Annotated in this window: 9 protein-coding genes; 3 read left to right on the forward strand and 6 right to left on the reverse strand. The window is 67.8% G+C overall.

The window, feature by feature from the left end; genetic code table 11:
* Positions 1 to 370, forward strand: a 370-nt coding sequence (locus tag ACFT9I_RS39965) for a hypothetical protein (RefSeq protein WP_382572770.1), incomplete at its 5' end; no start/stop codon positions are given.
* Here ACFT9I_RS39965 and ACFT9I_RS39970 read toward each other — a convergent pair.
* The 5 genes from ACFT9I_RS39970 to ACFT9I_RS39990 all read right to left on the reverse strand — a co-directional run bounded on the left by ACFT9I_RS39970 (position 357) and on the right by ACFT9I_RS39990 (position 4,249).
* The gene (locus ACFT9I_RS39970; RefSeq protein ID WP_382572773.1) at positions 357 to 1,562 is read right to left on the reverse strand and encodes a cytochrome P450; all 1,206 of its coding nucleotides are present in this window, start codon (positions 1,560 to 1,562) and stop codon (positions 357 to 359) included. The genes ACFT9I_RS39965 and ACFT9I_RS39970 overlap by 14 nt on opposite strands.
* Before the next feature lie 75 nt (positions 1,563 to 1,637).
* Positions 1,638 to 2,105, reverse strand: a complete 468-nt coding sequence (locus ACFT9I_RS39975; RefSeq protein WP_382572775.1) for a VOC family protein — start codon at positions 2,103 to 2,105, stop codon at positions 1,638 to 1,640.
* Entirely contained in the window at positions 2,102 to 2,416 is a 315-nt protein-coding gene (locus ACFT9I_RS39980; RefSeq protein ID WP_382572777.1) for a hypothetical protein, read from the reverse strand. The genes ACFT9I_RS39975 and ACFT9I_RS39980 overlap by 4 nt, the downstream gene beginning before the upstream one ends.
* A 1-nt stretch (position 2,417) precedes the next feature.
* Entirely contained in the window at positions 2,418 to 3,278 is an 861-nt protein-coding gene (locus tag ACFT9I_RS39985) for an SDR family NAD(P)-dependent oxidoreductase (RefSeq protein WP_382572780.1), read from the reverse strand.
* The gene (locus ACFT9I_RS39990) at positions 3,278 to 4,249 is read right to left on the reverse strand and encodes an amidohydrolase family protein (protein ID WP_382572783.1); all 972 of its coding nucleotides are present in this window, start codon (positions 4,247 to 4,249) and stop codon (positions 3,278 to 3,280) included. Before ACFT9I_RS39990 ends, ACFT9I_RS39985 begins: the two co-directional genes overlap by 1 nt.
* 324 nt (positions 4,250 to 4,573) lie before the next feature.
* Between ACFT9I_RS39990 and ACFT9I_RS39995 the strand changes: the two genes are divergently transcribed.
* Positions 4,574 to 5,494: an alpha/beta fold hydrolase gene (locus ACFT9I_RS39995; protein ID WP_382572785.1), complete on the forward strand. Its 921-nt coding sequence runs from the start codon at positions 4,574 to 4,576 to the stop codon at positions 5,492 to 5,494.
* Between the two features lie 53 nt (positions 5,495 to 5,547).
* On the opposite strand, the gene ACFT9I_RS40000 is transcribed toward ACFT9I_RS39995, so the two are convergent.
* On the reverse strand, positions 5,548 to 5,859 hold the full coding sequence (locus ACFT9I_RS40000; protein WP_382572786.1) for a Dabb family protein: 312 nt from the start codon (positions 5,857 to 5,859) through the stop codon (positions 5,548 to 5,550).
* A 171-nt stretch (positions 5,860 to 6,030) separates the two neighbouring features.
* Between ACFT9I_RS40000 and ACFT9I_RS40005 the strand changes: the two genes are divergently transcribed.
* Positions 6,031 to 6,870 (forward strand): VOC family protein, encoded by an 840-nt coding sequence (locus ACFT9I_RS40005; RefSeq protein WP_382572789.1) that lies wholly within the window; start codon positions 6,031 to 6,033, stop codon positions 6,868 to 6,870.
* Positions 6,871 to 6,932: the final 62 nt, after the last annotated feature.

A 6,932-nucleotide genomic window follows, 5' to 3' on the forward strand; every position in this document is an offset into this window, starting at 1 on the left:
GTCCTTCCGTGCACCGCGCCGTTCGGTCCCCTTCGGTGGTGCGGCCGGCATCGGACACGCCGTCGGGCCCGGCCTCGGTACCGGTGTCCGGCAGGCCGTCGCCGAGATAGCCGCGCGGCACCGCGTCCGCGTCGAGCCGGGCGGGACGACGCAGGTACGGGCGTCCTTGTTGAGCGGCACCACCCTGTCGACCGGCGCCGGCGTCCGGCCGGCGTTCTGCTCGACGAGCAGCATCGTCGCGACCCCGGTGCGGCCTGGCAGACGCGCCAGCGCCTGCCAGGCCGCACTCCAACTGCCGGCTTCCTTCCCTGGACGCCGCCGGCCAAAGAGACAGAACCTGCTGGCGGCTCCCTGCCTCACCCGCGCGTGAGCGTGACGGGCAGGGACGAGTACGCGTACTGCAGGATGGTGTCAGGGCGGGCCGGCGGGCCGCTGATCTCGATGCCGGTGAAGCGCGTCAGGAACTCCTCCAGCAGCACCGTGACTTCAATGCGTGCCAGGCCGGAGCCGGGGCAGACGTGCGGTCCGAAGCCGAAGGCGAGATGCGCCATGCCTTGCGGACGGGTGATGTCGAACCGGGCGGGGTCGTCGAAGATCTCCTCGTCACGGTTGGCGGCCGGGTACAGCATGTAGACCCGGTCGCCGGCCTTGATCCGCGCGCCGTTCAACTCCAGGTCCGTCGTCGCGGTACGCATGAAGCCCAGCACCGGAGGCGTCCAGCGCAAGGTCTCCTCGACCACCGCGGCCGCACGCGACGGGTCTGCCTTGGCCAGTTCGTACTGCTCGGGATGCTGGCTGAGCGCCCAGATACAGGAGCCGAGCAGGGCACGGGCCGTCTCGTTCCCGCCGAGCAGTGTGGCGAGTACGAGCTGCTGGAGGTTCTTCTCCGACAGGTCCGGGATCCGCAGCAGATTGGTGATCATGTCTGGGCCGGGGCTGCTCCGCTTGGCGTCGATCTGGTCGTTCAGGTACGTGTTGGCGTCCTTCACGTCCTCCATCGCTTCGAGCAGCTCCTCGCGCGTGATGGGGGTTCCCAGCTTTTGCAGTTGGTCGCTCCACTCGCGGATCTGTTGGATGTTGTCGCCGGGCAGACCGATGTGGCGGCAGACCGCCCAGATCGGCAGCGGCACGGCCACCCGCTCCACGAAGTCGAACTCCTCCCCGACCGGGAGGCTGTCGAGCAGGCTCACGCAGTAGTCGCGGATGGGCTGCTCGCTCTTGGCGATGGCGCGCGGCGCGAACGAGGACGCCAGTGCCCGGCGCAGCGCCTTGTGCCGCTCCCCGTCGACCGTTCCGATCATGTCGCTGTCCGGGTCGAAGAACATGTCGACGATGTTCTCCCCCATCCTGGCGTCGTTCAGAAAGGCGCCTTGGGTGCTGGTGAACAGCTCGGGGTGGGTCGCGACGTAGCGCACGTCGTTGAACTTGCTGACGACCCACACATTGAGGTCCTCGTAGTGGAACACCGGTGCCTGCGCCCGCATCTGGGCGTACACGGGCCAGGGGTCGTCGGTGTAGAAGGAGGGCTTCTGCAGGTCGACGACACTTTTCAAATCCAGCATGGCGATCACTCCAGGGTCTTGCACAAGGGTGGTGGACCGATTCGGTCGGACACGGATCCGGCGGAAGACCGCGGGTCACCGTGGGAGGAAGTGCTCCAGTCCTGGACGGCCGACCTGGATGTTGCACGACTCGACGACGATGCCCGACGGGCCGCGGTGCAGGGCGATGCGGGTCTGGCCGTCGGCTCCCGGCGTCTTGCCGAAGCACGGAAAGCCGATGCCGTCGAGCCGGCGTTCCTCGCCCGCCATGTCGTCGGTCCAGTACCCGAGATGGTGGAAGGTCGAGTCCGTGGGCGCCTCCAGTGGAGTGCCGGGCACCTGCTCGAACAGTTCCACCGAGAAGGGCAGGTCCAGCGAGAAGCAGACCCGGGTCTCGATGTCGAAGACCTCGTCGGGGGTGGCTCCCTGGGTCTGTCCCGAGAAGTGGTGGATCTTCCCCCAGGTCAGCCGCAGCGCACCGCCGAGTTCGGCCATCGCCTGATCCAGGTCGTCGACCGCGAGTCCGATATGCCAGGGCACCAGTGGGGCATCTGCGGAGGTCATGTCCTGTCACCCGGCCATTCGGTGTCGAACTGAACGAATTCGGCCTTGGCGACCTTGCCCGCCAGGACCGCGCGCACGGCATCGTGCAGCGGGTCGCTGTTGAACGCCAGGAACTCGTCCTCCGAGTCGAAGTCCGCGATCAGCACATAGTCGAAGGTGCCGAACTTGCCGCCGATGTCAGGACCGTGGCTGTAGGAGCGCGGCTGTACCGCGGTACTGACGTAGAGGTCCATCGCCTGGTTGATCTCCCGGGTCTCGGACTCGGTGAGTTCCCGGCTCCATTTCAGTGCCGCTACATGTCTCAGTGCCATCTCACTCACCGTCCACGGGGGTGGGCAGGGTGACGCGCCGCAGCTGGAGAACGTCGAGGGCCACGATCTGCTCGGCCTGCCCGACCAGCGCGGGCAGGTCGTCGACGGCGTTCAACCAGCGCCCGCTGAGCGTGTCGGCGGCGCCACTGGCCAGGTAGACGACGGCGTCCGCGGCGATGTCGGGAGGCATCCAGTTGATCTTCGCCACCAGGTCTCCGAGATACTTGCGGCCCTCGGCGGAGTGGGTGGCGCTCTGACCGAGTTCGGTGAGCACCGTACCCGGGCTCAGGGCGAAGACGGACACGCCGTGCGGGGCTGCCTCGGCCGCGAGGCTGTCGGTGAACCGGACCAGTGCGGCCTTCGAGCTGCTGTAGGCACTGTTGTACGGGTGCCGCTGTGCGGCGGTGCCCGAGACGATGACGATCACCCGCCCGCTTCCCCGTGCCACCATGCCGGGCAGTACCGCCGAGGAGCACAGGAAGGTGCCGAAGAGGTTGACCGTCACGTCGTGCCACCAGGCCGCGCTGTCCTGCTCCCACACCTGGCCGTACGCGGTGTTGCTGCCGGCGTTGTTGACCAGCAGGTCGATCCGCCCGAGTTCCGCCTCGATCCCGGCCACCGCGGACCGGACCGCGGCCTCGTCGGTGACGTCGCAGGTCACGGCCAGTGCCGTTCCGCCCTCCTGCTCGATGAGCTTGGCGGTCTCCGCGACCGCCTCCTCCGGAATGCCGAGGATCGCCACGGCGTGCCCGTCCCGGGCGAGGGCCTGCGCCATCGCTCGTCCGAGTCCGGTTCCCGCGCCGGTAACGACCGCGACCGGTACCCCGTCCCGCGGCTGCCGCGGGTGGTTCTCACTGGTCATCAGTTGCCTGCTTCCTGGGCGTCTGCGATGGGCAGCGGCTGACCGCTGTTGACGTTTTCGGGGGCGCTGGGGCTGTCGCCGCTGGGTTGGGGCCAGCGCAGCAGTGTCCGCAGGCTGCGTCCCAGCAGCCATTCCTTCTCCGCAGATGTGAACTCCTCGGAGTCCAGCAGGTAGTGCAGGGTCTGCGGCCAGGTCGACGGCTTCGAGGACCTGTTCGGGTCGATGCTCTCGGTCCAGTCGCTCCCCCACATGACCCGGGCGACGCCAAATGCCCGGACGACCCGCCGGAGCTGGCGGACGCCGTCGGCGAAGGGGAAGCCGTCCGCCGACAGGCGCTCGATGTGGCACCACTTGATGTGGAGGTTCTCGTAGCCGGCCATGGCCAGTACGGGGTCCAGGCATGCGTCGCGTTCCGGGCCGGAGAGAGTGTCGGCCGGGAAGACGACGCCGCAGTGGTCGAGGACGATGGCGAGTCCCGCGTACTTGGTGAGCGCCGGCCCGAGCGCCGCCGGCTTCTGCGGCATCGTGATGAAGACCGGGACGCGGTGTTCGGCCGCCGCGGCGAACAGCCGGTCGAAGTCGCCCGCCTCCACCCTGTCGACGACGACCTGGCTGCGCGGTTTGGCCACACGGATGCCCAGACAGCCGGGGGTGGAGCCGATGGCGGCGACACGCCGTTCGAGTGCGGGATCGTACTCGTCGACATGGGTGACGTAGGCGAACCGGTCTGGATACCGTCGCGCGGCCGCCTCGGCGAAGGGGTTGGCCGAGACCCACGTGCCGTCCTGGTCCAAGGCGCCCGGGAGGACTCTCCCGTCGGCCGAGACACCGGAGTACTCGTCATGAAGGACCGCGTCCACCCCGACCGCGTTCATGGTGGCGACTGCGGCATCGGCCGCGCCGCTGTAATCGGATGTGGTCCAGGTGGGCGAGATTCGGTTCGCGTGCACCTGGGCGTCGACAATGTCCACTGCAACCTCTTTCGAGGTTAAGCCGGTCGCGGCACAGGTCGGCCTGGTGACGGCGAGCTGCGCGACATACCGGGCGGGTCTCCGAGCAGAGCGAAATGATAACTATCTTATGACTGGTTGTCCACGAGATTTAACACGGTGGCCACCCCCACGCAACGACCCTGACGGAACAGCCGGCAATCGGCCGAGCTCTCCATGCGTCCTTCATTAAGTATGGATATGATTAGCAGGTTAAGTTAGCGTTACGTCGAACGTCAACCACCGCGGGCCGTACGCGCGGTCCGGGCCCGCGAGGCCGCTTCGACGAATCAAGGATGGCGACGCATGACTGACTACAGCTCCGTCTGGCTGGACCTGCTCGGCCTCGACTCGCACCAGCGGTTCTACGACGTCGGAGGCGTTCGAACCCGCAGCATCGAGGCCGGCGAGGGGCCCGCGATGATCTTTCTGCACGGCGCCGGGGGACACGCGGAGACCTGGAGCCGAAATCTGCCCTCGCACGCGGCGCACCGCAGGTGCTTCGCCATCGACATGCTCGGGCACGGCTTCACCGACGCCCCCGAAGGCATCGAGTACACCTCGGACCGGCTCATCGAGCATGTCGTGCGTTTCATGGACACCGCGGGAATCGACAGGGCCGACTTCTGCGGCGAGTCCCACGGGGGCCGGGTCGCGGCGTGGATGGCCATCAAGCACCCGGACAGGGTGTCGCGCCTCGTGCTCAACACCACCGGCGGACTGCCGGTTACCGAGGACCGGCAGCGCAAGGACGTCGCGGAACTCATCGCCCGGACGAGCCAGTCGCTGGACGTGGCCTCGGACGAGGCCGTCCGCGCACGGGTGGCATGGCTCTTCGCCGACCCGGCACTCGTACCCGAGGAGTTCGTCAAGATCCGGCAGGCCATCTACCGCCGGCCCGGCGTCAAGAGGTCTCTGGCGAGCCTGTTCAGCAAGGTATTCGACCCGGCCGACGCCAAGGGCTACCATCTCACCCCGGAGCGCGCCGCCCTGATCGAGGCCCCGACCCTGGTCGTGTGGACCGATCACAACCCGATCCACAACTACGACGACGCGCGCGAGCACCTCTCGCACATCCCGAACGTACGGTTCCACCTGATCGAGGGCGCCGCCCACTGGCCTCAGTACGAACAGGCCGCTACGTACAACGAGGTCGAACTCGGCTTCCTGCTGGCCGACGACGAGGCGCTCGCACGGACGAACGAGTCGCTGGTGTCGGGCGGCTGAGCGCCCTGCGGGAGCGGGCGCGGCGATCCGCGCCCGCTCCCGGGGCCGCCGCGTCACGCCCGATGTTCACCGTCGGGAAGTTCGAACTGGACGACGACCTGATCCTCGACCAGCGGGGCCAGCACCGCCCGCAACGCGTCATGGGCCGGATGGACACTGTAGGCCCGCCATCCGGCGGCGTCGTCGAACCGCGCCAGGACCCCGTAGTCCCAGTTCTTGGGCCGCTCCCCCGCGTCGACTCCGTGCACGAACGCGCGCACCGTGTCCGACTCCTCGCCGAGCACCACCAAGGCCCGCCGTACGTCCGCGAGTTCCTCGGGGCTCAGGGCATGGCTCCACTTCAAAAGCGCGACATGCTGAAACATCCTGCTGTTCTCCTGACTTGTCCACGATGTGCCGGGGTCGGCTGCCGAACCTGTTGCGCTCAGCTACCACCCCTTATAATATGCAGATATTAAGCATGATTACATCGCTGTGGCGACTCCCTATCGCCCCGACCAGGAGCTGACACGTTGCTCGCACACCATCTTGGCTATGTGGCCTTGCAGGTCGACGATCTCGACAGTGCCATCGCTCTGTTCGAGGACTGCCTCCACCTGCAGCTCAACGAGCGACGTAACGGCGTCGCCTTCCTCGGCAGTGCCGGCGATCATCACTGGGTCGAGCTGCGGCATGTCCCCGGCGCGGAACCCGGTCTGGTCAAGATCGCGTTCGCCCTCGATCCGGACACCAGCTTCGAGCAGGCGGAACAGGCGCTGGAAGCAGCCGGGGTCGACTACCTGCGGGGCGGATCGGTCACCGACGACCGGATACGCCAGTGGCTGCGTTGCTCCGATCCGAACGGTTTCGAGGTCGAGCTCTTCCGCGGCATGGTCCGAGCCGCCGGCGCTCCGCACCCGAAGTGGGCCCGGCTCGAACGCCTGGTCCATGTCGCCTTCTCCGTCACCGACATGGAGAAGTCGCTGCACTTCTACACCGGTGTCCTCGGCTTCGGCGAGTCGGACTGGATCGAGGACACGACGGTGTTCCTGCACGCCTCCGACCGGGCCCACCACTCCCTCGTCCTGCAGGACCGCCCCGGTCCCGCCCGGGTCAACCACCTGTGCGTCCAGACGGAGACCTTCGACGACCTCATGCGAGCGCGCGCGGTCGTCAAGACGGCCGGTCTGGAGCTGCGGGACGACCTGCTCAAGCACGCCCCCTCCGGCTCTGTGGGCTTCTACTTCGAGGGCGTGCCCGAGGGACTCGGGCTGGAGTTCTGCCACAACCACGCGACCGTCCCGCAGAACCACGTGCCCGGCACCTACGCCCGGACCCTGCAGGCCAAGGACGTATGGCAGCCCCCGGCGTCGACGGTGCGCCTCGGCGAGAAGTAGTCCGGACCGGCCGCCGGGCTGTACGGGGATCCACAGCGCAGGGAGGCCGGTGCCTTTGGCAC

It is taken from the genome of Streptomyces sp. NPDC057137, from assembly GCF_042670825.1.
Taxonomy (GTDB): domain Bacteria; phylum Actinomycetota; class Actinomycetes; order Streptomycetales; family Streptomycetaceae; genus Streptomyces.

Bases quoted from the DNA above. Each gene is read 5' to 3' on its own strand.
- ACFT9I_RS39970 (WP_382572773.1), bottom strand. From the start codon at position 1,562: ATGCTGGATTTGAAAAGTGTCGTCGACCTGCAGAAGCCCTCCTTCTAC.
- ACFT9I_RS39975 (WP_382572775.1), bottom strand. From the start codon at position 2,105: ATGACCTCCGCAGATGCCCCACTGGTGCCCTGGCATATCGGACTCGCG.
- ACFT9I_RS39980 (WP_382572777.1), bottom strand. From the start codon at position 2,416: ATGGCACTGAGACATGTAGCGGCACTGAAATGGAGCCGGGAACTCACC.
- ACFT9I_RS39985 (WP_382572780.1), bottom strand. From the start codon at position 3,278: ATGACCAGTGAGAACCACCCGCGGCAGCCGCGGGACGGGGTACCGGTC.
- ACFT9I_RS39995 (WP_382572785.1), top strand. From the start codon at position 4,574: ATGACTGACTACAGCTCCGTCTGGCTGGACCTGCTCGGCCTCGACTCG.
- ACFT9I_RS40000 (WP_382572786.1), bottom strand. From the start codon at position 5,859: ATGTTTCAGCATGTCGCGCTTTTGAAGTGGAGCCATGCCCTGAGCCCC.